This window comes from Marinobacterium sp. MBR-109 (assembly GCF_040547565.1).
GTDB lineage: Bacteria > Pseudomonadota > Gammaproteobacteria > Pseudomonadales > Balneatricaceae > Marinobacterium.
This window is the reverse complement of the sequence record NZ_JBEPPZ010000003.1, coordinates 121,726-144,663: the sequence shown is the minus strand read 5'-3', so window position 1 is coordinate 144,663 and position 22,938 is coordinate 121,726. Positions and strand designations below refer to the sequence as shown.

Sequence of the window (22,938 nt, the reverse complement as noted above, 5' to 3'; positions counted from 1 at the left end):
GCTCAGTGGTCATGTGGAGAATCGAGAATGCAGCTGTAACCACACAAACAGTGAGGGAGTTACCACTATGGCACAGCTTGATATTTTTCTGCTCGGTCACCGCCCGCAGGGGCATGATGTGGTGAAACCGGCACGTTCGCGCAACGTATCCGACCTCGCAATTTCATTTACCGCAGACCTGGCGCAGTTCATGTTCGACTTCGCCGAACAATATATTCAGTGTGAAGTGGGCGATGAAATCCTGCTGCTGCGTGGACAGATCGATTGCCAGGGCATCATTTCACGCCCGGACTTTATCGATCACTTTCGCACCCGTGTTCAAAATGGGCACCATTTTGAATTACAGGACACGCTGCAGCGGCGTGAAGCCATTTGTCGTCGATCCGAGGTTTTCAAACACCGCCGTCGTACTGATTTGATGCAACAACCAGGAGTGCTTCCTTCCAGCCATCCGCAGCTGGGTTGTATGCGTTGAACGTACCGGCACCGGGTTAATCTTATTGACCCGGTGCCAGGTCCTGCTGCATCTCCTGCAGAATCCAGTCACGAAACGCCTGCATGCCATAGGTGAGCTGGCGTTTCTCCTGATAGACCAGATAGAACGCCCTTGGCTTGTCCAGCGTGATATCAAACGGCACCACCAGCTGCCCCGCTTCCAGTTCGCGCTGCACCAGTGCCCGATCAGCCAGTGATACACCGATGCCCTCAATGGCCGCCGAAACGGCCAGCGCCGTACTCGAGAAGGACATGGTTCGGGTTGATGTGTTGGCTCTGACGCCCAGCTGTTGCAGAATCTGCTGCCATTCCTGCCGTCGCCCGCTGACGTGAATCAACGTTCGTTTGAGCAGGTCTTCGGGGCTGTTCAGCCCCTCTGCCAGTTTGGGGCTGCACACCGGCGTCGACACCAGATAGCGCAGAAAGTGAATATCCACACCCCGCCAGTTGCCCTCGCCGTAATACACCGCCATATCGGTATCGGAATGCTCGAAATCGATAAAGCCGGTGGTGGAACTGAAGCGCAGTTCCACGTCCGGGTACTGTTCCTGAAACCGGGTGATGCGCGGCACCAGCCAGCGGGTCAAAAACGCAGGCGCTACGCTGATGTTGACCGCACTCAGGTTCGGCGATGTCATCAGACGCCGCGTCGCACTTTCAATTTCATCCAGCGCCAGCTGTACGGAGGGAAGGTAACGCTCGCCGGCTGCGGTCAGGCTGACCTTGCGTTTCTCGCGCCGAAACAGTTTCAAGCCCAAAAATTCTTCAAGCAACTTGATCTGATGACTGATCGCAGACGGGGTCACGAACAGTTCCTCTGCAGCTTCGTTGAAGCTCAGGTTTCGCGCGGCAGACTCAAAACTGCGCAGGGCATTGAGGGGTGGTAGGCGGCGGATGGCTGCGCTCCTCTTACTGTTTAGTTTTTTTCAACTATAGCCTGAAAAACAATCTTTTGTGGCAATGCAGCATAGACCTTAGTATAACGCCTGAAAATTAACCCCCATTTGAGGAGCTCTACTCGAAAATGTCCGACTTCAATCGCATGGTAATGACACAAAATGGTCTGGTAGACGTGGATTACTATGTTGAACAGGCTCGCCGCGAGCGTGCTGAATTCATCATGCAGGGAATCGCGTCACTGTACCGCCGCGTTGCTCGCCTGCTGAAACCGCGTCGTCCGCTGGCAGGTGCCACCGCGCTGGTTAACTGAGACAGAGTAGACTGTGGAGCGGGGCTGTACCCCGCTCCCCCGTTTTACTCCCGCAGCAGCTCATCCCCCGCTCCAGCATTCACTTCCGTTACATCCAGTTCTCTGATTGCGGCCTGCAAGGCTGCAAAACAGTCAGCATCGATTGCCGTGTGCAGATTCTCCGCCATCATCTCCAGTGCCTGAGGTATTGGAATAGCGCCGCGATAGGGACGCTCGGCCGTAATGGCATCGAAGATGTCCGCGGTCGTGATAATACGGGTTTCCCGCGTGATCTGTGCTGCCTTGAGCTGTTTGGGGTATCCCTTGCCGTCCAGCCGCTCATGATGGGCTCCGGCCACCTGTGCCAGTTCGCTGAATACGCCAATACGTGACAGGATCTCTTCCGTGAAGCGGGCATGGTTCTGCACCTGTTGCCATTCATCCGCATCCAGCTTGCCGGGCTTGTCGAGAATGCTGTTGCTCACCCCCAGTTTGCCGATATCGTGCAGCAGGGCACCGCGGCGCAACCAGCGGCGCCGTTGCGGGTCAAGATCCAGCTGCTCGGCAATCAGGTCGGTATAGAGCGCGACCCGCTCACTGTGGCCGGCGGTGAAAGGACTTTTGGCATCCACCACCTGACCAAAGGCTGCGGCCACCCTGTCCAGGTAGTCTTCATCCACCTCGACTTCATGCCCTGCCGGCGAAAGGGCCAGCACGCGCTCAGGCAGCTCGGGGCTCGCCAGCATCGGCCAGAAGTCAGCTGACGTTGCCGCCTGCTCAAGGGCTTTCACCAATGTCGGGTCAAACCAGTGGCCGCTACGCGCCCGCGCCTCATCCAGTGCCGCTGCAGGTCCGGCCGCGGCATGGAACACTTCCACCACCTGTGCCAACAGTGCCACGCGTGCATACAGCGGGATGGCATCGGCTGCCAGGCCGTCAGGCTTGCCGCTGCCGCTCCAGTGTTCGTCCAGTGAATGAATACCGGCCGCTACCGACTCACTGAAACCCAGATCACGCGCAATGGACGCGCCCCGTTCGCAGCGGGTTGCGATCAGTTCCGTGGCAATGGATTCACCATTGCGCGCAATATTCAGCAACCGCTTGAAGCGGTCGGCTACACCGGCATCACGCCCGGTATGCTGCAGCAGAAACCTGACCACCTGCGTCAGGCTGCCGTTGACCCACTTGAAGTCACGTTTGAAACCAAGATCATCGGTGCCGTACAGCTGACAGATCCGAGCGGCATTGCTGCTGCAGCCCAGGTCCTTGAGTAGAAGGGTGTAATACAGTTCCCAGCGCGCGGTGTCGTCCAGCTCCAGCTGATCCGCCAGATGCATACCGATCCAGCAACAGCGCATGCAATGCCCCGGTGGCTGCCCTTCGGTCATGTCCAGCGCATGCGACAGTGCGCTGATCAGCTCTGACAGCTTCATGCCGGTGGTTCCGGCCAGATCCCAGCGTTCCATTTACCGCTCCCGCAGCTTGTCTCAGTAATCAGTATACGCACAGAGCAGCGGGTTGAGTCACCCTGCCCGTGACACAGCCCGCGTCCACTGACCCCAGCGAGCATTCACCCAGAGCGAGAGCAGAATTACCGCGCCACCGATCAGCAAACGCGGGATGTCCGCATCCCGGTTCCAGATCACAAGATTGACGATCAGCCCGGCTGGCACCAGTGCATTATTCATGATGCCCAGTGTACCGGCATCCACCTGAGTCGCGCCCTTGTTCCAGAAGAAGAACCCCAGCCCCGAGGCCACCAGCCCAAGCCAGCCCAGCACCGTCCAGTGTGTTGTCGTATGAGGCAGACGCTCCATATTGCCCAGCAACAGAAAGGCGGGCAGTACCAGTGCAAAGGCACCAATAAAGAAAAAGCCAAACCCCTGCCAGAGGTGTTTGCCATCAGGATGGTAGTGGCGCACCAGATGGGCATAGCCGACCTGACCCGCCGCAAAGGCCAGATTGGCCAGTTGCAGAATCAGAAAGCCGGTAATGAACGCCTCGCTGACGCCGTCATAGCGGATGATTCCGGCACCCAGTACGGCCACCAGCGTCGAGACGATGGGCCCGAGACTGAAGCGGCGTTTCAGAGCGTTATCCACCAATGCCACATAGAGCGGCGTGAAAATGGTGAACAACAGCACTTCCGGCACACTGAGGTATTCAAACGAGAGATACAGACAGATATAGGTAAGCCCGAACTGCAGCGCCCCCACCAGAGTCACACCGGCCATGAAGCCGAGTGCAAAACGGGCAGGACGCAGCAGCGGGATAAATATCAGCCCCGCCAGCACAATGCGCGTCAGGACCGAAAAGTAACTGTCGACCTGACCGGCAAGATACTCACCAATCAGGCTGAAAGACACCGCCCACAACAGCGTGACGGCAATCAGGTAGTTCATTCACTATGCTCCAGCATGATGACATTACGCCGCCAGCATACTGGATTTGATCCACTTGAACAGGCCGGTTCGATGGCAGCAGGTTCAGCTTTGCGAGCGCGGCTGCATCACCAGCTCGGCCCAGGACTGAGTCGATGTAAGATCCGGCCCTGTCGCCTTGCTGGTGCCTTCCGCTGTCTTGCCCGGCACCTGCACGCGATCCGGAGCATGCGGATTGATCACATGCGGGGGCTCACCGGTGTTCAGCATAACCAGCCTTGGAGGACCGCTCATCAACAGTGGCTGCAGGGCCTGAGGCAAGCCGGCAAAGGTCAGTATAACGGTCAGGATCATAATCAGACGCAGCATGGATTCTCTCCTTAAATCGGTTCTGAACACTCAGTACCAAGACTTGTGCCACAAAAGAATATTTCTATTATTTTCAATATGTTGAAAACAAAAATCATGGTGCATGCCGAGATTTCGGCACTCGACGGGAGAAAGCGGGGGAAGAAGTGTCGCCAAATGCTTGGCAGGCAGGAGAGAATTACACTGTGCTTTTTAAAATCAACAGGTTACATGGTCTCTGTTTAGCAACAGGGTATTAAGGGCGCCCTGTAACACGGAACCCGGCCAAGGCCGGGTTCCGTGTTTACAAAGTACAACAGGCTCAGTTGATCTTCGCGTCCAGCTCTCCGCGCTCGTAACGCTCGGACATGTGCTCCAGCGAGATCGCCTTGATCTTGCTGGCGTGACCGGCGGTACCGAAGGCTTCGTAACGGGCGACACAGATTTCGGTCATTGCCTGCATGGTGGCCTTGAGGAATTTGCGCGGGTCGAACTCGGCCGGGTTTTCGGCCAGGAAACGACGCACGGCACCGGTTGAGGCCAGACGCAGGTCAGTGTCGATGTTGACCTTGCGTACGCCGTACTTGATGCCTTCAACGATCTGCTCGACCGGTACACCGTAGGTTTCCGGAATCTCGCCACCGAACTGGTTGATCACCGCCAGCCACTCCTGCGGCACGGAGGAGGAACCGTGCATCACCAGGTGGGTGGTGGGGATGCGTTCATGGATCGCACGAATGCGGTCGATTGCCAGGATGTCGCCGGTCGGCGGCTTGGTGAACTTGTAGGCACCGTGGGAAGTACCGCAGGCGATCGCCAGCGCATCCACGTTGGTGGCCTTGACGAAGTCGGCCGCTTCATCAGGGTCGGTCAGCATCTGGTCGTGGGTCAGGATACCTTCGGCACCGATACCATCCTCTTCACCGGCCTGTCCGGTTTCCAGCGAGCCCAGGCAGCCCAGTTCGCCTTCAACGGAGACACCGCAGGCGTGCGCCATCTCAACGGTACGACGAGTCACGTTGACGTTGTAGGGGTAATCGGTCGGGGTCTTGCCGTCTTCACCCAGAGAGCCGTCCATCATCACGGAGGAGAAACCCATGGCGATGGAGCGCTGGCACACCGCCGGGCTGGTGCCGTGGTCCTGGTGCATGCACACCGGCACATCCGGGAACTCTTCGATCGCCGCCAGAATCATGTGGCGCAGGAAGTTGGAGCCCGCGTACTTGCGCGCACCGGCGGAGGCCTGAACGATCACCGGCGAGTCGGTCTTGGCCGCCGCTTCCATGATCGCACGCATCTGCTCCAGATTGTTGACGTTGAACGCCGGAATGCCGTAGCCATATTCGGCGGCATGGTCCAGCAGCTGACGCATGGAGATCAGTGCCATGGTTTCACCCTTTGAATTGGTTAATCAAAAAATCTTATTTGGCTGCGCGCTGTTCAAGCATGGCAACCGCCGGCAGTACCTTGCCTTCCACGAACTCAAGGAAGGCGCCACCACCGGTAGAGATATAGGAGATCTTATCAGCGATATCGTATTTATCCACCGCCGCCAGCGTATCGCCACCGCCGGCAATGGAGAAGCCGGCACTGTTGGCGATTGCCAGTGACAGTGTTTTGGTGCCCTCACCGAACTGATCGAACTCGAACACGCCCACCGGGCCGTTCCAGATGATGGTGCCGGCGCTGGTCAGCAGTTCAGCCAGGTTTTTGGCTGACTCGGGACCGATATCCAGGATCATCTCGTCTTCAGCGACATCATCGGCGGACTTGATCACCGCTTCAGCGGTCTCGGCAAACTCCTTCGCCACAACCACATCCACCGGCAGCGGAATGTTGACCTTTTCCATCAGCGCTTTGGCGGCCGGAATCAGGTCATGTTCGCACAGGGACTTGCCCACCGGCTTGCCGGCCGCGGCCAGGAAGGTGTTGGCGATGCCGCCGCCGACGATCAGCTGATCACACTTCTCGGACAGGGCATTGAGCACCTCAAGCTTGGTGGACACCTTGGAGCCACCCACGATCGCCGCCATCGGACGGGCCGGGTTATCCAGCGCCTTGGCGAGTGCATCCAGCTCGTTGGCCAGCAGCGGGCCTGCGCAGGCGACAGGTGCAAACTTGCCAACACCATGGGTCGAGGCCTGAGCGCGGTGGGCGGTGCCGAAGGCATCCATCACGTAAACATCACACAGCGCCGCCATTTTTTTGGACAGCTCTTCGTTGTCCTTTTTCTCGCCCGGATTGAAGCGTACGTTTTCCAGCAGGACCAGTTCGCCCTCACCCACGTCAAAGCCACCATCGAGCCAGTCCTTGACCAGCGGTACGGGGCGCTGCAGCAGTTTGCTGATGTGCTCGGCCACGGGTGCCAGGGAGTACTTTTCTTCGTATTCGCCCTCGGTGGGACGACCCAGATGGGACATCACCATCACTTTGGCACCGGCTTTCAATGCCACTTCAATCGTCGGCAGTGAGGCGCGAATGCGGGCGTCAGAGGTCACCTGACCGTCTTTTACCGGGACATTGAGGTCTTCACGGATCAGCACGCGCTTGCCGGCCAGATCCAGATCCGTCATCTTCAAAACGCTCATCAGAGGAGTTCCTGTTCTTGTTGATTCAGAGATTCAGTCCTTGAGCTTCAGCCAGTACCGGGAGAGATCCAGCATCCGGTTGGCAAACGCCCATTCATTGTCAAACCAGCACAGCAGCTTCAGCAGTCGGCCACAGGACACCCGCGTTTGGGTACCGTCAACCACCGCCGAACGAGGGTCGGTGTTGAAATCCACCGATGCGTGCGGCTCTTCGGTATAGCCCAGCAACCCCGCCAGCTCATGGCTCGCGGCGGCACGCAGCATGGCATTGACCTCGAGCGGGTCGGTATCCTGCTGCAGATTGATCGACAGGTCCATTAGCGAAACGTTGATGGTCGGCACGCGCACATGAAGACACTCGAAGCGCCCGGCCAGATGCGGCAGCAGCCGATCAATACCACGGCTCAAGCCGGTATCCACCGGAATGATCGATTGCATGGCACTGCGCGCCAGCCGCAGGTCACTGCGGTGATAGCTGTCGATCACCGGCTGATCGTTCATCGCCGAATGGATGGTTGTCGTCACGCCACTGTCGATGCCGAAGTGACGATCCAGCAGATCCAGTACCGGCACCACGCAGTTGGTGGTGCAGGAGGCCGCCGAGGCGATGCGGTGCTCTGCCTTGAGGCTGGACTCGTTAAAGCCAAATACCACCGTGGCATCGATATCCGCCTGCGCCGGGTGCGAATACAGCAACCCCTTGGCACCACTGGCCAGATGACGCTCGGCATCGGCTCGGGTGCGAAAGGCGCCGGAACATTCCAGCACCAGATCCACATCCAGCTCGCCCCAGGGAATCTGCTCGGGCTCTGCCAGGCTGAATACCCGGATACGGTCACCGTTGATCAGCAGGGCTTCGCCGTCGTTTTCGACAGAACAGGGAAAACGCCCATGGGTGGTGTCATAACGGGTCAGGTAGGTGAGCGTGTCCAGATCCGACAGCTCATTGATCGCCACCACCTGCAACTGGTGCTGCAGGCCCCGCTGATACACCGCCCTGAGCACACCCTGACCGATACGGCCATAGCCGTTGATCGCAATGCGATAGCTCATGTCGTTATACACGCCACCGGGCGCACAGGGCGCCCGGCATGGCGGTTACAGCAAGCCTTCAACAGTGCTGACAACATTGTCGACAGTAAAGCCGAAATGCTTGAACAGGTCGCCGGCCGGCGCGGACTCGCCGAAGCTGCGCATGCCGACGATGGCGCCGTTCAGACCCACGTACTTGTACCAGAAGTCGGCGTGAGCCGCTTCCACGGCTACGCGCGCAGTCACGGCAGCGGGCAGGATCTGCTCCCTGTACGCTGCATCCTGCTTGTCGAAACGTTCGGTGCAGGGCATGGAAACCACACGGATCTGCTTGCCCTTGGCACTCAGCGCTTGTGCTGCATCCATCGCCAAACCGACTTCAGAGCCGGTGGCGATCAGGATCGCATCCGGCGTGCCGTCACAGTTATGCAGGATGTAGCCGCCGCGCTCTATGGCATCGATCTGAGCGGCATCGCGGTTCTGGTGCGGCAGGTTCTGACGCGAGAAGATCAACGAGCTGGGACCATCGGTGCGCTGAACGGAAGACTTCCAGGACACGGCGGATTCCACCGCGTCACAGGGACGCCAGGTTTCCATGTTCGGCGTCAGACGCAGGTTGGCGATCTGCTCGATCGGCTGATGGGTCGGGCCATCTTCGCCCAGACCGATGGAGTCATGGGTGTAAACGAACAGCACGCGCTGCTTCATCAGTGAAGCCATGCGCACCGCGTTGCGGGCGTATTCCATGAACACCAGGAAGGTGGCGCCGTAGGGGATGAAACCGCCGTGCAGGGCGATACCGTTCATGATCGCGCTCATGCCGAACTCACGCACACCGTAGTGAATGTAGTTGCCGCTGGCATCGTTGCGGGTCAGACCCTTGGAGCCGGACCAGAGAGTCAGGTTGGAACCGGCCAGGTCGGCGGAACCACCCATGAATTCCGGCAGCATCGGACCAAAGGTTTCGATCGCGTTCTGGGATGCCTTGCGCGAGGCGATGGTTTCGCCCTTGTCGGCAATTTCGGCAATCCAGGCATCCGCCTTCTCGGCGAAGTCAGCCGGCAGCTCGCCGGACAGGCGGCGCAGCAGCTCTTCAGCCAGTTCCGGATAGGCTGCCTGGTAGGCACTCAGGCGATCGTTCCAGTCATTTTCGGCACGATTGCCGGCCTCACGGGCATCCCAAAGCTCATACAGTTCTTCCGGGATCTCGAATTCAGGATGTGCCCACTGCAGCGCATCACGTGCCAGCATGATCTCGTCATGACCCAGGGGTGCGCCGTGGCACTCTTCCTTGCCCTGTTTGTTGGGGGAACCGAAACCGATGATGGTCTTGCAGCAGATCAGCGTCGGCTGCTCGGTGTTTTCGCGCGCCTGTTCGATCGCTTCACGGACCTGGTCGCTGTCGTGACCATCGATGTCACGAATCACCTGCCAGCCGTAGGCTTCAAAGCGTGCCGGGGTATCGTCGGTGAACCAGCCTTCCACTTCGCCGTCGATGGAGATGCCGTTGTCATCCCAGAACGCGATCAGCTTGCCCAGGCCCAGCGTACCAGCCAGGGCGCAGGCTTCGTGGGAAACACCTTCCATCAGGCAGCCATCGCCCATGAAAGTGTAAGTGTAGTGGTCAACGATGTCGTGGCCTTCACGGTTGAACTGCGCCGCCAGCGCCTTTTCGGCGATCGCCATGCCCACAGCGTTGGTCACGCCCTGACCCAGCGGGCCGGTGGTGGTTTCAACACCCGGGCAATAGCCGTATTCCGGATGACCCGCGGTCTTGCTGTGCAGCTGACGGAAGTTCTTCAGATCATCGATGCTGACATCGTAGCCGGTCAGGTGCAGCAGCGAGTAGATCAGCATGGAGCCGTGGCCGTTGGACAGCACAAAGCGGTCACGGTCGTACCAGTGCGGGTTGCCGGGGTTGTGCTTCATGAAGTCGTTCCACAACACTTCGGCGATATCCGCCATGCCCATGGGGGCACCCGGGTGACCGGATTTTGCTTTCTGTACGGCGTCCATGCTCAATGCGCGGATGGCATTGGCAAGTTCTCGGCGAGAGGACATCAATCTACTCCTGGGGCTGGACCCAACCTTGAGGTTTACGGAATCGGAATATAAAGGCGCAATTTTCGCCCAGATAGCGACCAGCTTCAAATCCATTTGTGCAAATGGAGTGTTTTTCATGCAGAGGTCGCAAAAAATTCAGCCAAAATCGAACCAGATGTTATGCACAAGCCCTGCGCTGACGTTAAAATGTGCGGTTTACTCAACCCAAACCGTATCAGCCCGGCATCGCCCCGGCTGCTCCTAACCCCTGTGTGAGGATTATTACCGGAAATGAGCGAATACAGCCTGTTCACCTCCGAGTCCGTGTCTGAAGGGCACCCGGACAAAATTGCCGACCAGATTTCCGATGCCGTCCTGGACGCCATCATCGCGGAAGACAAGTATGCCCGTGTTGCCTGTGAAACCATGGTCAAGACCGGTGTGGCGATCGTCTCCGGCGAAATCAGCACTTCGGCCTGGATCGACCTGGAAGATCTGGTACGTGGCGTGATCTGTGATATCGGCTACACCTCTTCTGACGTGGGTTACGATGGCGAAACCTGCGGCGTAATCAACATCATCGGCAAGCAGTCCGTCGACATCGCCCAAGGCGTTGACCGCAGCCGCCCGGAAGATCAGGGTGCCGGCGACCAGGGCCTGATGTTCGGCTACGCCTCCAACGAAACCGATGTACTGATGCCCGCACCGATCACCTTCTCTCACCGCCTGGTGGAACGTCAGGCCGAAGCACGCAAGTCTGGCCTGCTGCCCTGGCTGCGTCCCGACGCCAAGTCTCAGGTGACCTGCCGCTATGAAAACGGCCAGCCGGTGGCTATCGACGCGGTGGTACTGTCCACCCAGCATAACCCTGACGTATCCCAGGCCGATCTGCAGGAAGCGGTGCAGGAGCTGATCATCAAGCACGTACTGCCAGCCGAGCTGCTGCACAAGGGCACCCAGTACCACATCAACCCGACCGGCAAGTTCGTCATCGGCGGCCCGGTAGGCGACTGCGGTCTGACCGGCCGCAAGATCATCGTTGACACCTACGGCGGCATGGCGCGTCACGGTGGTGGCGCGTTCTCCGGCAAGGACCCGTCCAAGGTAGACCGCTCCGCCGCCTACGCCGGTCGTTACGTGGCCAAGAACATCGTTGCCGCCGGCCTGGCCGACCGCATCGAAATTCAGGTCTCCTACGCCATCGGCGTGGCCGAGCCAACCTCGGTATCGATCAACACCTTCGGCACCGGCAAGATCAGCGATGACAAGATCATCGAACTGGTACGCGAGCATTTCGACCTGCGTCCGTACGCGATCACCCGCATGCTCGACCTGCTGCACCCGATGTACCGTCAGACCGCGGCCTACGGCCACTTCGGTCGCGATCCCTTCGAGATGACCGTGGGTAACGACACCTTCACGGCCTTCCCCTGGGAGATGACCGACAAGGCTGACGCTTTGCGTGCGGCGGCTGGAATCTGATTTCAGCCCATCCCCGGCTGATGGCCGCACTTGTGGGTGACACGCTTTTCGTCATCCATGACCGCTCGACTGCCGCCTCTGACCGCCATGGACGGCGAAAATGCCGAAAATGCAGGAGCAATTTTCGGCCAGGCGGCAGACGGTCACCCACAAGCACTGCCATCAGCCTACCTTGATCAAAGCCTCAGTTTCGGCCCGGACCACCCCCCACAACTGGCATCCCCTACCTGCCCTGCGCCATAATAGCGGCTGAACTTTCTGTCAGCAGGACCGCTATGCGCATTCCCCGGGTATATGAACCTCAGCCTTTGGCCCCCGGCCTCTGTATCGATCTCGGCGACACCACTATCCAGCATGTGATCCGGGCCCTGCGCTTGCGTGAAGGCGACCGTATCTGCCTGTTCAACGGCGATGGTCATGAATACCCTGCCGTGCTGACTCAGGTCGGCAAACGCTCGGCCCAGGCAACGCTGGAACCGGCGCTGACACCGGCAGTCGAATCATCATTGCAGATTCATGTCGGTCAAACGCTATCCCGCGGTGAGCGGATGGATTATGCAGTACAGAAAGCCACCGAGATGGGCGTCAGTCGCATTACACCGCTGACCAGCGAACGCTGCGAGGTCAAGCTCAAGGCCGAGCGTGAAGACAAGCGCCTGCGTCACTGGCAACAGGTGGCGATCAGTGCCTGCGAGCAGAGCCAGCGCACCCGAGTGCCGGAAATCGCCGAGGTCAGCCCGCTGCTGGACTGGATTCAAACCGTCGAAGCCGATCTAAAACTGGTACTGCACCACCACACGGCCCGTCCCCTGCAGGCGATGGAGGCCCCCAACTCGGTCGCGCTGCTGATCGGCCCCGAGGGCGGTCTGACCGAAGCCGAAGTGGACGCAGCCCTGGCCGCAGGTTTCGAACCGGTGGCCTTTGGACCGCGGGTGATGCGGACCGAAACTGCACCGGTTGCCGCCTGCGCCATTCTGCAGTACCTCTGGGGCGATCTGGGTTAAGATTGAACGCACATTCAGCACAGGAATTTTTCAGATGACGATTAAAGTCGGCGTGGTGATGGACCCGATCGAGCAGATCACCTACAAGAAGGACAGCTCACTGGCGATGCTCTGGGCCGCCCAGCGCAAGGGCTGGGAGCTGCACTATATGGAACAGCAGCACCTGTTTCTGCGCGATGGCCGAGTGCGTGGCCAGATGGCACCGCTGACGGTCGCCATGGACCCGGACAACTGGTTCGAGCGCGGCGAGTACGTGATCCGTGATCTGGCCGAGCTGGATGTAATCCTGATGCGCAAGGACCCGCCGTTCGACAACGAGTTCATCTACAGCACTCACCTGCTGGCGATGACCGAGTCCGAAGGCACGCTGATCGTCAATCGTACCGGCAGCCTGCGTGACTTCAACGAAAAACTGTTTGCCACCCATTTCCCGCAGTGCTGCCCACCGGTTCTTGTGACCCGCAGGGCTGACCTGCTGCGACAGTTCCACGCTGAGCACAAGAATGTCATCTTCAAGCCACTGGATGGCATGGGCGGCTCCTCCATCTTCCACATTCGTGAAGACGGCACCAATCTGGGCGTTATCATCGAAACCCTGACCGCCCACGGCACCCAGACCATCATGGCGCAGAAATACATTCCCGAGATCAAGGATGGCGACAAACGTATTCTGATGATCAACGGTGAACCCGTGCCCTATGCTCTGGCCCGTATTCCCATGGCCGGTGAAACCCGTGGCAACCTGGCGGCCGGTGGCCGCGGTGAAGGCCGCCCACTCACCGACCGTGATCGCTGGATCTGTGAGCAGGTCGGCCCGACACTGAAGGAAAAGGGCCTGCTGTTCGTGGGTCTGGATGTGATCGGCGACTACCTGACCGAAATCAACGTCACCAGTCCTACCTGCATTCGCGAGCTGGACCAGCAGTTTGGTCTGGATATCGGCATGCAGCTGATGGACTGCATCGATGAGGTATTGAAAACGCGATGATCAACAGGGGCACCCGCCTGCCGCTCTGGCATCACCTGAACAGAGACAGCTTCGGCTTCATGCTGTTCATTGCCACAGCCGTGCATGGTGTGCTCCTGCTTGCCCTGAGTTTCTCGTTCCCGGAACGAGAGCCGCCGCGCCAGACACTGGATGTCACCCTGGCGCAGTATCCGCAGCAGGACGCACCGGACGACGCTGATTTCATTGCCCAGCACAACCAGATGGGCAGCGGCAGCAATGAAGAGGCCACCACACCGGCCACCACCGAAATGGCGCCGCTGGCCAGTGAAGCACCTCAGGAGCAGGCCGCTCAACAGGCACCGGCTCCGCCCGAGCCCGAAACGCCACCGGCGCCTGAGCCTGAACCGGGCAACAGCACTGAACAGCAGGACAGCCAGGCGCAAAGCCAGCAAGCAGTCGTGGCCACTCAAAGCGAGCAAAAACCCCGTGCCAGTGAGCCGAAGCCACAACAGGCCGCCGCCGCTCCACCGCCGGTCAGTGCCAACTCAACCTCTTTGCTTAACCGGGCACTGGAGATGGCCAGCCTGCAGTCACAGCTGGATCTTGAGCGTGAAACCCGTGCCAAAAAACCCCGTGTACTGCGACTGACCTCAGCTTCGACCCAGGCTCACGCCTATGCCAGCTACCTGGACAACTGGCGCCGCCGGGTCGAAACCGTGGGCAACCTGAACTATCCCGAGCAGGCACGCAATCAGGGGCTGCAGGGCAAGCTCCGTCTGCTGGTGGCACTGCGCCCGGACGGCAGCGTGGAGAACATCGAAATACTGCAGTCTTCCGGTCACCGTGCACTGGATGAGGGCGCCATTCGCATCGTACAGCTGGCCTCTCCGTTCCAGAGCTTTCCGATCGAAATGCGCAAGGAGGTGGACCGACTTGAAATCATTCGTACCTGGAAATTTGAGAAACAGACACGGGTGTACTAAGCCTTAACCATACCCAAGCGGCGAAGAGAGATTAACCATGCCCCACACCCTTACCTCACTTCGTGATCATTTCCTGATCTCCATGCCGCACCTGCATGACGAGACTTTCACCCAAACCGTTGTCTACATCTGCGACCACAGCGAGTACGGCGCCATGGGGATTGTCGTCAACCGTCCCAGCGGCATTCGCCTGTGTGACCTGCTGTCACACCTGGAGCTGGAAGACAACACCGGACTCTGGTCCGAACGCCCTGTTTTCAATGGCGGTCCGGTACGGGATGATCGCGGTTTTGTATTGCATCGCACCGAGCCGCAGCAGCAGTGGCTATCCAGCCACCCCATCAATGACGAAATAAGCCTGACCACATCGCTCGACATCCTTGAAGCGATCGCCCGCAGAGAGGGTCCTGACACCTTTCTGGTGGCACTGGGTTATGCCGGCTGGGGCCCCGAGCAGCTGGAACAGGAAATGTGTGACAACCTCTGGTTAAGCTGCCCGGCAAATTCAGATATACTTTTCCATCTGCCGCTGGAAGACCGCCTGCAGGCGGCTGCCGCGACTTTGGGGATCAATCTGAACCTGTTGCCGGCACACGCCGGGCACGCCTGACTGAACGGACTTGATGAGCAGCGACACCCAACGGGTGCTGGGGTTTGACTTCGGCACCACCCGCATAGGTTTGGCCATCGGCCAGAGCCTGACCGCCACTGCCTCTCCGATTGAGCCGGTGCGGGCTCGCGATGGCATGCCCGACTGGTCACAACTGGATGCCGCCATTGCCGAGTGGCAACCTGATGCACTGGTGGTCGGCATTCCACTCAATATGGACGGCACCATCTCCGAGATGGCACGCCGCGCACGCAAGTTCGCCAACCGGATTCAGGACCGCTACCAGCTGCCCTGCTATCTGTGCGACGAACGCCTGACCACCGCAGAAGCCAAGCGCATTCACCTGGACGCCGGTGGCGGCACCAATTTCAAGCAGGAATCGGTCGACGGTATCGCCGCCCGCCTGATTCTGGAGGACTGGTTCAACAGTCCCGACCGCATTCCCAGCCACACCCGACTGGAGGACCTCTATGGTATCGGGAACACTGAGTGTTGATGCACTGCTCGACAAGATGGCGAGCGAAACCCGCGCCCTGATCACCCGTCGCAATCTCAACGACCCGCTGATGATCGGCATCCGTACCGGCGGTGTCTGGCTGGCAGAGCGCCTGCACCGGCAGCTGGAACTGACCAGTCCGCTGGGCGTACTGGATATCAGCTTCTACCGTGACGATTTCACCCAGGTGGGCATCAACCCGAAGGTACAGCCCAGCCAACTGCCCTGCGCCACCGAAGGCCGGGACATTCTGCTGGTGGACGATGTCATCATGAGCGGTCGTACCATTCGCGCCGCACTGAACGAGCTGTTTGACTATGGTCGCCCGGCATCCGTCAGTCTGATTACCTTGCTGGACCTGCAGCGCCGTGAGTTGCCGATTCAGGCCGATGTGATCGGCGGCACTCTGGCACTGGGACCGGACCAGCTGGTCAAGCTGAACGGCCCGGACCCCCTTACCCTGACCATCCGTCAGCGTGACTGAACCGACAAGAGACTGCATCCATGTTTGAGGCCAATGACCCGAACTCCATTCAGCTGACCGCTGACGGTCAGCTGCGGCACTTCCTCACCACCGAGGGGCTGCCGCGAGAGCTGTTGATCGAGATTCTCGACACGGCAGATTCCTTCGTCGACATGGGCGAGCAGCAGGTGAAGAAAGTCCCGCTGCTGCGTGGCAAAACCGTTGCCAACCTGTTTTTCGAAAACAGCACCCGCACCCTGTCCACCTTTGAGCTGGCCGCCAAACGCCTGTCGGCGGATGTGCTGAACCTGAACATCAACACCTCGTCCACCAAGAAAGGGGAAACCCTCAAGGACACACTGATGACACTGCAGGCGATGCACTCCGACATGTTTGTCGTACGCCATGCCGACAGCGGTGCGGCGCACTTCATCGCCCAGCATGTCACCCCCAACGTAGCGGTGATCAATGCCGGTGACGGCCGTCACGCCCACCCGACTCAGGCGATGCTCGACATGCTCACCATCCGCCGTCACAAGGGCGACTTCGCCCCGCTGAAAGTCGCGATCGTGGGCGATATTCTGCATTCGCGTGTAGCCCGTTCGCAGATCCACGCCCTGCGCACCCTGGGCGTGGACGAGATTCGCGTGATCGCGCCCAAGACACTGCTGCCGCGTCATATCGAGGCACTGGGCGTCAAGGTATATACCGAGATGGCCTCGGGCCTGCGCGATGTGGATGTCATCATGATGCTGCGGCTGCAGAAGGAGCGCATGCAAAGCGCCCTGCTGCCGAGCGAAGCTGAGTTCTACAAACTCTATGGCCTGAACCGCGACAAACTGGCCTATGCCAAACCGGATGCGGTGGTGATGCACCCCGGGCCGATCAATCGCGGCGTCGAGATCGAGTCCGAGGTCGCCGATGGCCCGCGCTCGCTGATTCTGGATCAGGTGACCAACGGCATCGCCGTACGCATGGCGGTCATGTCCAAGGCGATGAGCGGCCAACTGTCCCAGCGAGCCGTCACTGACAATGCATCACGGGAGGCCTGAGTTGATGAACATTCTGATTTCCGGTGGCCGCGTGATCGATCCGGCCCAGTCGCTTGACCAGATCACCGACCTGTATATCAGCCAGGGTGAAATTTGCGCCATTGGCACCGCTCCCGATGGCTTTCATGCCGATGAAGTGATCGATGCCGACGGCCAGATCGTCTGCCCCGGTCTGATCGACCTGTGCACGACCCTGCGCGAGCCGGGCCAGACCCGCAAGGGCACCATCGCCAGCGAAACCGCCGCAGCGGCCGCTGGCGGCATTACCACTCTGGTGGTGACACCGGATACCAGCCCGATAGTGGAAACCGCCGCCGTTGCCGAACTGATCCAGGACCGCGCCGCCGATATCGGCTTTGCCCGTGTTCTGCCCATGGGAGCACTGACCCAGGGCCTGCAGGGCGAACAGCTCGCCCCGCTGCATGGCCTGGCCAGCTCCGGCTGCATTGCCTTTACCAACCTGCGCCGTCCCTTCGGCAACAGCCAGATCCTGCTGCGTTGCCTTGAATATGCCGCCACCCATGACCTGCTGGTGGTGTTTCAGGCGCAGGATGCGGCACTGGCTGCCAATGGCTGCATGCACGACGATACCACCTCGACCCGACTGGGCCTGAACGGCATTCCCGAAGCGGCCGAAACCATCGAAGTGTCACGCTGCCTGCTGCTGGTAGAGCAGACCGGTGTGCGCGCCCACTTCGGCCAGCTCTCCTGTGAGCGCTCGGTACGGATGATCGAAGCCGCCCGTGAGCGTGGCCTGCAGGTGACCGCCGATGTGGCGATCCAGAACCTGCTACTGACCGATGAGTGCGTCAACGGCTTCAATTCCGCCTACCATCTGCAGCCACCGCTGCGCAGTCAGCTCGACCGGGCCGGTTTGCGCCAAGGGCTGGTGACGGGCACCATCAGTGCCATCTGTTCCGACCATCAACCACATGACCCGATTGCCAAACAGGCGCCTTTTGCGGCGACAGAACCGGGCATGAGTGGGCTGGAAACGCTGCTGCCACTGAGCCTGCAGCTGGTCGAACAGCAGTTGCTGGAGCTGCCGCAGCTGATTGAGTCACTGACGATTGCACCGGCCCGCATTCTGGGTCTGGATGCCGGCACACTGGAAGTGGGGTCACAGGCCGATATCTGCGTGTTTGACCCGACGGCCGAGTGGACTGTGACCGAGGACAGCCTGAGATCAGCCGGCAAGAACACGCCATTCCTCGGTCAGACACTCAAGGGGCAGGTCAATGCCACCCTGATGGATGGCCGCATCGTGTTCCGCCGCTGAAACCGGCCGAAGCCCTGAAATCAAAAAAGGGAGCGCCCATCCGGCTGCTCCCTTTTTACCTTTAATCGCCCGTCAGGGGCCCCCGAAGGCTTACATTCCCTTAACGTCCACATCGCCCTTCAGGTTCAGGTTGTCATCCTCATCCTGCAGCGTGAAACTTGGCATATCATCCGCCGCACCACCCGCCTTGCCACTGGTTTCCGCATCCAGCTTGATCATCAAGCGCAGATCGTTGGCCGAGTCGGCATGAGCCAGCGCCGCTTCGTAGGTGATGACTCCATCGCGGTACAGCTCGAACAGAGCCTGATCGAAGGTTCGCATGCCCAGATTGGTGGACTTCTTGATCACATCCTTGATCTCATGTACTGCACCCTTGCGGATATGATCCTGGATCAGCGGTGAGTTGATCATGACCTCGATCGCGGCACGACGTCCCTTGCCATCCACGGTCGGCAGCAGCTGCTGCGCCACAATCGCCTTCAGGTTGAGAGACATGTCCATCCAGATCTGGTCATGATGCTCAGGTCCAAAGAAGGAGATGATACGGTCCAGTGCCTGGTTGGCATTGTTGGCGTGGAGGGTGGCCATACAGAGGTGGCCGGTTTCGGCAAACTGCAGGCCGAATTTCATGGTTTCAGCCGAGCGGATCTCACCCATCAAAATCACATCCGGCGCCTGACGCAGCGTGTTTTTCAGCGCCACATCGAAGGACTCGGTATCAATCCCCACTTCACGCTGGGTGACGATGCTCTTCTTGTGGTTGTGGATATATTCGATCGGGTCTTCGATGGTGATGATATGACCGGCGTGGTTCTCGTTACGGTAGTCAATCATGGACGCCAGCGAGGTGGACTTACCGGTCGAGGTCCCCCCCACGAACAGAATCAGCCCGCGTTTGGTCATGGAGAGTTCGCGCAGCACTTCCGGCAGCATCAGTTCATCCATGGTGGGAATATGGTTGTTGATCGCACGCAGCACCATCCCGGGCGTGTTGCGTTGCATGAATGCACTTACACGGAAGCGACCGATGCCCGGCGCGCTGATGGCGAAGTTACACTCGTTGGTGCCTTCAAATTCGGCCAGTTGCTTGTCGTTCATGGTGCTGTACACCAATGCTCGGGTCTGGCTCGGTTTGAGCGTTTCCTTGGTCAGCGGCCGGATGGTGCCATCCACCTTGATCGAGGGGGCGGCGCCTGCGGTGACGAACAGATCCGAGGCACCCCGGTCGACCATTACCTTCAGCAGTTGAGTAAAATCCACTGTCTTGCTCCTGTTGACTCAGGCTCAGAATGAGCTGGGGGTCTTCGCCTTTTCACGGGCCGTTTCACGCGAGATCAAACCCTTCTGTACCAGCTCAAGCAATGACTGATCCAGCGTCTTCATACCGTAGGCCGCGCCAGTCTGGATGGCAGAGTACATCTGTGCAACCTTGTCTTCACGGATCAGGTTACGCACCGCAGCGGTACCGATCATGATCTCATGGGCGGCGATACGTCCCCCCTTGGGCTTTTTCAGCAGGGTTTGGGAAATAACCCCCTGCAGCGACTCCGACAGCATGGAACGCACCATATCCTTTTCCGCCGCCGGGAACACATCGATGATACGGTCGATGGTCTTGGCCGCCGAGGTAGTATGCAGGGTGCCGAACACCAAATGGCCGGTTTCGGCAGCGGTGAGCGCCAAACGGATGGTTTCAAGGTCACGCATCTCGCCCACCAGAATTACGTCCGGGTCTTCACGCAGCGCCGAACGCAGGGCGTTGGCAAAGCTGTGCGTATCACGATGGACCTCACGCTGGTTGATCAGGCACTTCTTGCTTTCGTGGACAAATTCGATCGGGTCTTCGATGGTCAGAATGTGGTCGGAGCGGGTCTCGTTGACGTAATCAATCATCGCCGCCAGGGTGGTACTCTTACCCGAACCGGTGGGGCCGGTCACCAGTACCAGACCACGGGCCTGTTCCGCCAGATCCTGAAACACCTTGCCCATTCCCAGGTCATCAAGGGTGAGCACCTTGCTGGGAACGGTTCGAAACACCGCTGCCGCCCCCCGGTGCTGATTGAAAGCATTGACACGGAAACGGGACAGCTTGGGAACCTCGAACGAGAAATCCACTTCCAGATTCTCTTCATATTCCTTACGCTGTTTGTCGTTCATGATGTCATACACCAGCGTGTGCACCTGTTTGTGCTCCAGTGCCGGCAGTTTGATTCGACGCACATCACCGTCTACACGGATCATGGGCGGCATGCCGGAGGTCAGGTGCAGGTCGGACGCGCCCTGTTGTACGGCAAATGACAAAAGTTCTGTAATATCCATAATCGGTCGAGATCCGCAGCAGCTTCCTTTAAACTTTACTGTTCTAGCAGAATAGGTAGCACCTGCCAATGACAGTCGTCAGTATTCATATAGCCTTATGTTAGCAGACAAATATTCAGCCGTACGCCAGCAGATCAGGCTGGCATGTGAAAATGCTGCACGCAGCCCCGACAGCGTCTCGCTGCTGGCCGTCAGCAAGACCCGCAGCGCCGACGAAGTGCGCGAGCTGAGCCTGTGCGGCCAGCGTGCCTTTGGCGAAAATTACCTGCAGGAAGCACTGGACAAGATCGAGGCGCTGTCCGACCTGGATCTGGAGTGGCACTTCATCGGCCCGATCCAGTCCAACAAGACGCGCCCGATTGCCGAGCACTTCGACTGGGTTCACAGTGTGGATCGGCTCAAGATCGCCAGTCGCCTGTCGGAACAGCGTCCGGCACAGCTGCCACCACTGAACATCTGCCTGCAGGTGAACATCAGTGACGAGGCCAGCAAGTCCGGCTGCACACCGGATGAGCTGCCCGCACTGGCCGACGCCGTTGCCCGGTTGCCGAATCTGCGCCTGCGTGGTCTGATGGCAATCCCGAAGCCGGAAGATGACCCTGAACGCCAGCGGGCGGTGTTTGCACAGGTAAGGCAGCTGCTGGAGCAGCTGCGACACAGGCAACCCGCGCTGGATACACTGTCGATGGGCATGTCAGCTGACATCGAGGCAGCCGTACTCGAAGGCTCGACCATGGTGCGTGTCGGTACCGCACTGTTTGGTCCACGCAACCCGCCATCGGCCCGTTAAGCCACCTACAGGATTGAGACAGACACTATGAGCCAGTCACCCGTAATTGCATTCATCGGTGCCGGCAACATGGCCCGCGCCATCATCGGCGGCCTGCTGGAAAACGGCTTCGCAGCCGCAGACATCTGGGCATCAGAGCCGGACGCCAGTCGCCTTGAGGATCTGGCCGAGCGCGGCCTGAACGTGACCAGCGACAACAACACAGCGGTCGCCGCTGCCGACATCGTCGTACTGGCGGTCAAGCCGCAGGTCATGAAAGCCGTTGCGACCGATCTGGCCACTGCGGTGCAATCCCGTCAGCCGCTGGTGGTATCCATCGCCGCGGGCATCAGCCTGGATGCACTTGAGCGCTGGCTGGGTGACGAGGCGGCACTGGTACGCTGCATGCCCAACACACCCTCTCTGGTACAAACCGGAGCCAGCGGCCTGTATGCCAACAGCCAGGTCAATGCTGCCCAGCGTCAGCAGGCAACAACGGTACTTGAGGCCGTCGGTATCGCACTCTGGGTACAAAGCGAGGCCGAACTGGATGCCGTTACCGCCATTTCAGGATCAGGCCCGGCCTATTATTTCCTGATGATGGAGGCAATGACCGCCGCTGGCGTCAAACTGGGGTTGAGCGAAGAGACCGCGCGTGGCCTGACCCTGCAGACGGCGCTGGGTGCCGCCCGCATGGCCAGCAGCAGCGACGTTGATCCGGCCGAACTGCGCCGCCGCGTAACATCCCCCAACGGCACCACCGAACGCGCCATCAAGACATTCCAGGCCGAAGGTTTCGAAGCACTGGTTGAACTCGCACTCACCGCTTGCCGTGACCGCTCTGTGGAGCTGGCCGGCGAGCTGTGCCAAGACTGATTATCGAGACAGGAGCCACTATGGGACAGGATCCGATCACCCTCATCATTCGCACGCTGGGTGAGATTTACGCCTTCATGCTGGTACTGCGCTTCCTGCTGCAGCTGGCCAGAGCCGATTACTACAACCCGATATCGCAGGCCGTGGTACGCCTGACCCAGCCGCCGGTGCGTCCGCTGCAGATGCTGCTGCGCCCGCGTGGCCGCTTCGATGCCTCACCGCTGATTGTCGCACTGGTGGTAAAGGCGGTTACGCTGTTGCTGATTTTTCAGTTTGCCGGGGCGCTGGCCCAGGCATCGATCAATCCGTTGCAGCTGCTGCTCTTCTCTGCCGTTGGGGTGATCGATACCATACTGACCATCTATTTCTGGGCCGTGATCGGCGCCATCATCATCAGCTGGATCTCGCCTGACACCTATCACCCGGCACCACAGCTGTTGCTGCAGCTGACCGAGCCCCTGTTTGCACTGGCACGCAAGGTGATTCCGCCGATTGGCGGACTGGATCTGTCGCCAATCCTGATCTTTCTGGTGATCCAGATCCTGCAGTCCCAGCTGGGGCGACTGCTGGCGTTCTGAAA

At 59.5% G+C, this 22,938-nt stretch carries 24 protein-coding genes; 14 read left to right on the top strand and 10 right to left on the bottom strand.

Features of this window, described 5'->3' with window-relative positions; translation table 11 throughout:
- Positions 1–67 precede the first annotated feature (67 nt).
- Positions 68–475 carry a hypothetical protein gene (locus ABIE60_RS05620; RefSeq protein WP_354468425.1) on the top strand — a complete coding sequence of 136 codons (408 nt, stop codon included), beginning with the start codon at positions 68–70 and terminating at the stop codon, positions 473–475.
- Positions 476–497: 22 nt separating this feature from the next.
- Here the strand turns inward: ABIE60_RS05620 and gcvA are convergent, their stop codons facing one another.
- The gene (gcvA, locus tag ABIE60_RS05615; RefSeq protein WP_354468643.1) at positions 498–1,391 is read right to left on the bottom strand and encodes a transcriptional regulator GcvA; all 894 of its coding nucleotides are present in this window, start codon (positions 1,389–1,391) and stop codon (positions 498–500) included.
- Positions 1,392–1,519: 128 nt separating this feature from the next.
- Between gcvA and ABIE60_RS05610 the strand changes: the two genes are divergently transcribed.
- Positions 1,520–1,705, top strand: coding sequence for an RSP_7527 family protein (locus tag ABIE60_RS05610; protein WP_354468424.1), 186 nt, complete (start codon positions 1,520–1,522; stop codon positions 1,703–1,705).
- Between the two features lie 44 nt (positions 1,706–1,749).
- On the opposite strand, the gene ABIE60_RS05605 is transcribed toward ABIE60_RS05610, so the two are convergent.
- The 7 genes from ABIE60_RS05605 to tkt form a co-directional block, all read right to left on the bottom strand.
- Positions 1,750–3,150: an HD-GYP domain-containing protein gene (locus ABIE60_RS05605; protein ID WP_354468422.1), complete on the bottom strand. Its 1,401-nt coding sequence runs from the start codon at positions 3,148–3,150 to the stop codon at positions 1,750–1,752.
- A 57-nt stretch (positions 3,151–3,207) separates the two neighbouring features.
- Positions 3,208–4,086 carry an EamA family transporter gene (locus ABIE60_RS05600; RefSeq protein ID WP_354468420.1) on the bottom strand — a complete coding sequence of 293 codons (879 nt, stop codon included), beginning with the start codon at positions 4,084–4,086 and terminating at the stop codon, positions 3,208–3,210.
- An 84-nt stretch (positions 4,087–4,170) separates the two neighbouring features.
- Entirely contained in the window at positions 4,171–4,434 is a 264-nt protein-coding gene (locus ABIE60_RS05595) for a hypothetical protein (protein ID WP_354468419.1), read from the bottom strand.
- Positions 4,435–4,735: 301 nt separating this feature from the next.
- Complete coding sequence (gene fba, locus ABIE60_RS05590) at positions 4,736–5,800, bottom strand: class II fructose-bisphosphate aldolase (protein ID WP_354468417.1); 1,065 nt, start codon at positions 5,798–5,800, stop codon at positions 4,736–4,738.
- Positions 5,801–5,834: 34 nt separating this feature from the next.
- On the bottom strand, positions 5,835–7,001 hold the full coding sequence (locus ABIE60_RS05585) for a phosphoglycerate kinase (RefSeq protein WP_354468415.1): 1,167 nt from the start codon (positions 6,999–7,001) through the stop codon (positions 5,835–5,837).
- A gap of 33 nt (positions 7,002–7,034) precedes the next feature.
- Positions 7,035–8,054: a type I glyceraldehyde-3-phosphate dehydrogenase gene (locus ABIE60_RS05580; protein WP_354468414.1), complete on the bottom strand. Its 1,020-nt coding sequence runs from the start codon at positions 8,052–8,054 to the stop codon at positions 7,035–7,037.
- Positions 8,055–8,099: 45 nt separating this feature from the next.
- Positions 8,100–10,094 (bottom strand): transketolase, encoded by a 1,995-nt coding sequence (gene tkt, locus ABIE60_RS05575; protein ID WP_354468413.1) that lies wholly within the window; start codon positions 10,092–10,094, stop codon positions 8,100–8,102.
- Between the two features lie 273 nt (positions 10,095–10,367).
- Here tkt and metK point away from each other — a divergent pair, with 273 nt between their 5' ends.
- From metK to ABIE60_RS05530, 9 genes are all read left to right on the top strand, one after another.
- Positions 10,368–11,558 carry a methionine adenosyltransferase gene (gene metK / locus ABIE60_RS05570; protein WP_354468411.1) on the top strand — a complete coding sequence of 397 codons (1,191 nt, stop codon included), beginning with the start codon at positions 10,368–10,370 and terminating at the stop codon, positions 11,556–11,558.
- Positions 11,559–11,833: 275 nt separating this feature from the next.
- Positions 11,834–12,562 (top strand): 16S rRNA (uracil(1498)-N(3))-methyltransferase, encoded by a 729-nt coding sequence (locus tag ABIE60_RS05565; protein WP_354468409.1) that lies wholly within the window; start codon positions 11,834–11,836, stop codon positions 12,560–12,562.
- Positions 12,563–12,596: 34 nt separating this feature from the next.
- The gene (gene gshB / locus ABIE60_RS05560) at positions 12,597–13,550 is read left to right on the top strand and encodes a glutathione synthase (protein WP_354468407.1); all 954 of its coding nucleotides are present in this window, start codon (positions 12,597–12,599) and stop codon (positions 13,548–13,550) included.
- On the top strand, positions 13,547–14,494 hold the full coding sequence (locus ABIE60_RS05555; RefSeq protein ID WP_354468406.1) for an energy transducer TonB: 948 nt from the start codon (positions 13,547–13,549) through the stop codon (positions 14,492–14,494). The genes gshB and ABIE60_RS05555 overlap by 4 nt, the downstream gene beginning before the upstream one ends.
- A gap of 37 nt (positions 14,495–14,531) precedes the next feature.
- The gene (locus ABIE60_RS05550; RefSeq protein ID WP_354468404.1) at positions 14,532–15,104 is read left to right on the top strand and encodes a YqgE/AlgH family protein; all 573 of its coding nucleotides are present in this window, start codon (positions 14,532–14,534) and stop codon (positions 15,102–15,104) included.
- A gap of 13 nt (positions 15,105–15,117) precedes the next feature.
- On the top strand, positions 15,118–15,600 hold the full coding sequence (ruvX, locus tag ABIE60_RS05545) for a Holliday junction resolvase RuvX (RefSeq protein ID WP_354468402.1): 483 nt from the start codon (positions 15,118–15,120) through the stop codon (positions 15,598–15,600).
- Entirely contained in the window at positions 15,575–16,084 is a 510-nt protein-coding gene (pyrR, locus tag ABIE60_RS05540; protein ID WP_354468400.1) for a bifunctional pyr operon transcriptional regulator/uracil phosphoribosyltransferase PyrR, read from the top strand. The genes ruvX and pyrR overlap by 26 nt, the downstream gene beginning before the upstream one ends.
- A gap of 20 nt (positions 16,085–16,104) precedes the next feature.
- Complete coding sequence (locus ABIE60_RS05535) at positions 16,105–17,115, top strand: aspartate carbamoyltransferase catalytic subunit (protein WP_354468398.1); 1,011 nt, start codon at positions 16,105–16,107, stop codon at positions 17,113–17,115.
- A 4-nt stretch (positions 17,116–17,119) separates the two neighbouring features.
- Positions 17,120–18,394 (top strand): dihydroorotase, encoded by a 1,275-nt coding sequence (locus ABIE60_RS05530; protein ID WP_354468396.1) that lies wholly within the window; start codon positions 17,120–17,122, stop codon positions 18,392–18,394.
- A gap of 90 nt (positions 18,395–18,484) precedes the next feature.
- Here the strand turns inward: ABIE60_RS05530 and ABIE60_RS05525 are convergent, their stop codons facing one another.
- Entirely contained in the window at positions 18,485–19,654 is a 1,170-nt protein-coding gene (locus tag ABIE60_RS05525; RefSeq protein ID WP_354468394.1) for a PilT/PilU family type 4a pilus ATPase, read from the bottom strand.
- Positions 19,655–19,678: 24 nt separating this feature from the next.
- Positions 19,679–20,713, bottom strand: coding sequence for a type IV pilus twitching motility protein PilT (locus ABIE60_RS05520; RefSeq protein WP_354468392.1), 1,035 nt, complete (start codon positions 20,711–20,713; stop codon positions 19,679–19,681).
- 97 nt (positions 20,714–20,810) lie between these two features.
- Between ABIE60_RS05520 and ABIE60_RS05515 the strand changes: the two genes are divergently transcribed.
- Genes ABIE60_RS05515 through ABIE60_RS05505 form a run of 3 tightly spaced genes read left to right on the top strand, consistent with a single transcriptional unit; the run spans position 20,811 to position 22,936 of the window.
- Entirely contained in the window at positions 20,811–21,503 is a 693-nt protein-coding gene (locus ABIE60_RS05515; RefSeq protein WP_354468390.1) for a YggS family pyridoxal phosphate-dependent enzyme, read from the top strand.
- A 27-nt stretch (positions 21,504–21,530) separates the two neighbouring features.
- Positions 21,531–22,358 carry a pyrroline-5-carboxylate reductase gene (gene proC / locus ABIE60_RS05510; RefSeq protein WP_354468388.1) on the top strand — a complete coding sequence of 276 codons (828 nt, stop codon included), beginning with the start codon at positions 21,531–21,533 and terminating at the stop codon, positions 22,356–22,358.
- 20 nt (positions 22,359–22,378) lie between these two features.
- Complete coding sequence (locus ABIE60_RS05505; protein WP_354468386.1) at positions 22,379–22,936, top strand: YggT family protein; 558 nt, start codon at positions 22,379–22,381, stop codon at positions 22,934–22,936.
- The last annotated feature ends 2 nt before the right edge of the window (positions 22,937–22,938 follow it).

Excerpts from the sequence above, each read along its gene's own strand:
- tkt (WP_354468413.1), bottom strand. The coding sequence starts at position 10,094 with ATGTCCTCTCGCCGAGAACTTGCCAATGCCATCCGCGCATTGAGCATG.
- ABIE60_RS05585 (WP_354468415.1), bottom strand. The coding sequence starts at position 7,001 with ATGAGCGTTTTGAAGATGACGGATCTGGATCTGGCCGGCAAGCGCGTG.
- metK (WP_354468411.1), top strand. The coding sequence starts at position 10,368 with ATGAGCGAATACAGCCTGTTCACCTCCGAGTCCGTGTCTGAAGGGCAC.
- pyrR (WP_354468400.1), top strand. The coding sequence starts at position 15,575 with ATGGTATCGGGAACACTGAGTGTTGATGCACTGCTCGACAAGATGGCG.
- ABIE60_RS05620 (WP_354468425.1), top strand. The coding sequence starts at position 68 with ATGGCACAGCTTGATATTTTTCTGCTCGGTCACCGCCCGCAGGGGCAT.
- ABIE60_RS05505 (WP_354468386.1), top strand. The coding sequence starts at position 22,379 with ATGGGACAGGATCCGATCACCCTCATCATTCGCACGCTGGGTGAGATT.
- ABIE60_RS05530 (WP_354468396.1), top strand. The coding sequence starts at position 17,120 with ATGAACATTCTGATTTCCGGTGGCCGCGTGATCGATCCGGCCCAGTCG.
- ABIE60_RS05605 (WP_354468422.1), bottom strand. The coding sequence starts at position 3,150 with ATGGAACGCTGGGATCTGGCCGGAACCACCGGCATGAAGCTGTCAGAG.
- ABIE60_RS05520 (WP_354468392.1), bottom strand. The coding sequence starts at position 20,713 with ATGGATATTACAGAACTTTTGTCATTTGCCGTACAACAGGGCGCGTCC.
- proC (WP_354468388.1), top strand. The coding sequence starts at position 21,531 with ATGAGCCAGTCACCCGTAATTGCATTCATCGGTGCCGGCAACATGGCC.
- fba (WP_354468417.1), bottom strand. The coding sequence starts at position 5,800 with ATGGCACTGATCTCCATGCGTCAGCTGCTGGACCATGCCGCCGAATAT.
- ABIE60_RS05550 (WP_354468404.1), top strand. The coding sequence starts at position 14,532 with ATGCCCCACACCCTTACCTCACTTCGTGATCATTTCCTGATCTCCATG.
- ABIE60_RS05535 (WP_354468398.1), top strand. The coding sequence starts at position 16,105 with ATGTTTGAGGCCAATGACCCGAACTCCATTCAGCTGACCGCTGACGGT.
- ABIE60_RS05515 (WP_354468390.1), top strand. The coding sequence starts at position 20,811 with ATGTTAGCAGACAAATATTCAGCCGTACGCCAGCAGATCAGGCTGGCA.
- ruvX (WP_354468402.1), top strand. The coding sequence starts at position 15,118 with ATGAGCAGCGACACCCAACGGGTGCTGGGGTTTGACTTCGGCACCACC.
- ABIE60_RS05600 (WP_354468420.1), bottom strand. The coding sequence starts at position 4,086 with ATGAACTACCTGATTGCCGTCACGCTGTTGTGGGCGGTGTCTTTCAGC.
- gshB (WP_354468407.1), top strand. The coding sequence starts at position 12,597 with ATGACGATTAAAGTCGGCGTGGTGATGGACCCGATCGAGCAGATCACC.
- ABIE60_RS05580 (WP_354468414.1), bottom strand. The coding sequence starts at position 8,054 with ATGAGCTATCGCATTGCGATCAACGGCTATGGCCGTATCGGTCAGGGT.
- ABIE60_RS05555 (WP_354468406.1), top strand. The coding sequence starts at position 13,547 with ATGATCAACAGGGGCACCCGCCTGCCGCTCTGGCATCACCTGAACAGA.
- ABIE60_RS05565 (WP_354468409.1), top strand. The coding sequence starts at position 11,834 with ATGCGCATTCCCCGGGTATATGAACCTCAGCCTTTGGCCCCCGGCCTC.
- ABIE60_RS05595 (WP_354468419.1), bottom strand. The coding sequence starts at position 4,434 with ATGCTGCGTCTGATTATGATCCTGACCGTTATACTGACCTTTGCCGGC.
- ABIE60_RS05610 (WP_354468424.1), top strand. The coding sequence starts at position 1,520 with ATGTCCGACTTCAATCGCATGGTAATGACACAAAATGGTCTGGTAGAC.